Origin of the sequence: Pseudomonas sp. MD195_PC81_125, assembly GCF_014060985.1 — a bacterium.
Lineage (GTDB): Bacteria > Pseudomonadota > Gammaproteobacteria > Pseudomonadales > Pseudomonadaceae > Aquipseudomonas > Aquipseudomonas parakoreensis.
On the sequence record NZ_JABULD010000960.1, the window covers coordinates 1 to 788 of the forward strand.

Consider the following 788-nt stretch of genomic DNA (forward strand, 5'->3'; position numbering starts at 1 on the left):
GCCAGTTCTTGATGTCGAGCTTTCTGCTGCGCCACGTACAGCGAGCCACAATAAATGTACTCGCGACGTTTACGCCGCTGCTTGTCCAGGTACTTGCCGAAATCGTCCATGAGCTTGAACTTCTGGTTCAAGTCCTCATCACCGTTCATCCCCGAAGGAAGCAGCAAGGTAGCAATACTGACTTTGTCGAAATCTGCTTGCAGGTAGCGCCCGTAGCGGTCGGCCGTCTCGAAACCGAGACCGCTGATGACAGCCTTCGGTTGCAACCGCGAATACAAAGCCACGCCACCTTGGGCAGGGACTTCAGCATCGCAGGCATAAAGGAAGTAGCCATCCAGTTGGAAGGCTGGGTCATCCAGTTCAAAGGCGGAGGCACGGGTGTCCTGCAGGCAGATGACGTCGGCATTCTGAGCTTGCAGCCAACTGAGCAAACCACGCTCGACTGCCGCCTGAATACCATTGACGTTCACACTGATGATCCGCATAAATGGCCCCAAAAATCGCGTGCGTGTATGATACACGGCGTCAAGCTAATTAGCTAAATCCGTGGTATTTGGGGTTTTTTTCATGCAAGCGTATCAGCGCGATTTCATTCGTTTTGCCATCGATCGCGGCGTTTTGCGCTTCGGTGAGTTCACCCTGAAGTCCGGGCGCACCAGTCCTTACTTCTTCAACGCCGGCCTGTTCAACACGGGATCGGCCCTGGCGCAACTGGGGCGTTTCTACGCGGCAGCCATCGCCGAAAGCGGCATATCCTTCGACGTCCTGTTTGGCCCGGCCTACAAAGG

2 pseudogenes are annotated in these 788 nt (G+C 55.2%); one reads left to right on the forward strand and one right to left on the reverse strand.

Features of this window, described 5'->3' with window-relative positions:
- A pseudogene (locus tag HT737_RS30585) lies at positions 1-485 on the reverse strand (exodeoxyribonuclease III); the annotation flags it as partial.
- A gap of 82 nt (positions 486-567) precedes the next feature.
- Between HT737_RS30585 and pyrE the strand changes: the two are divergent.
- A pseudogene (gene pyrE, locus HT737_RS30590) lies at positions 568-788 on the forward strand (orotate phosphoribosyltransferase); the annotation flags it as partial.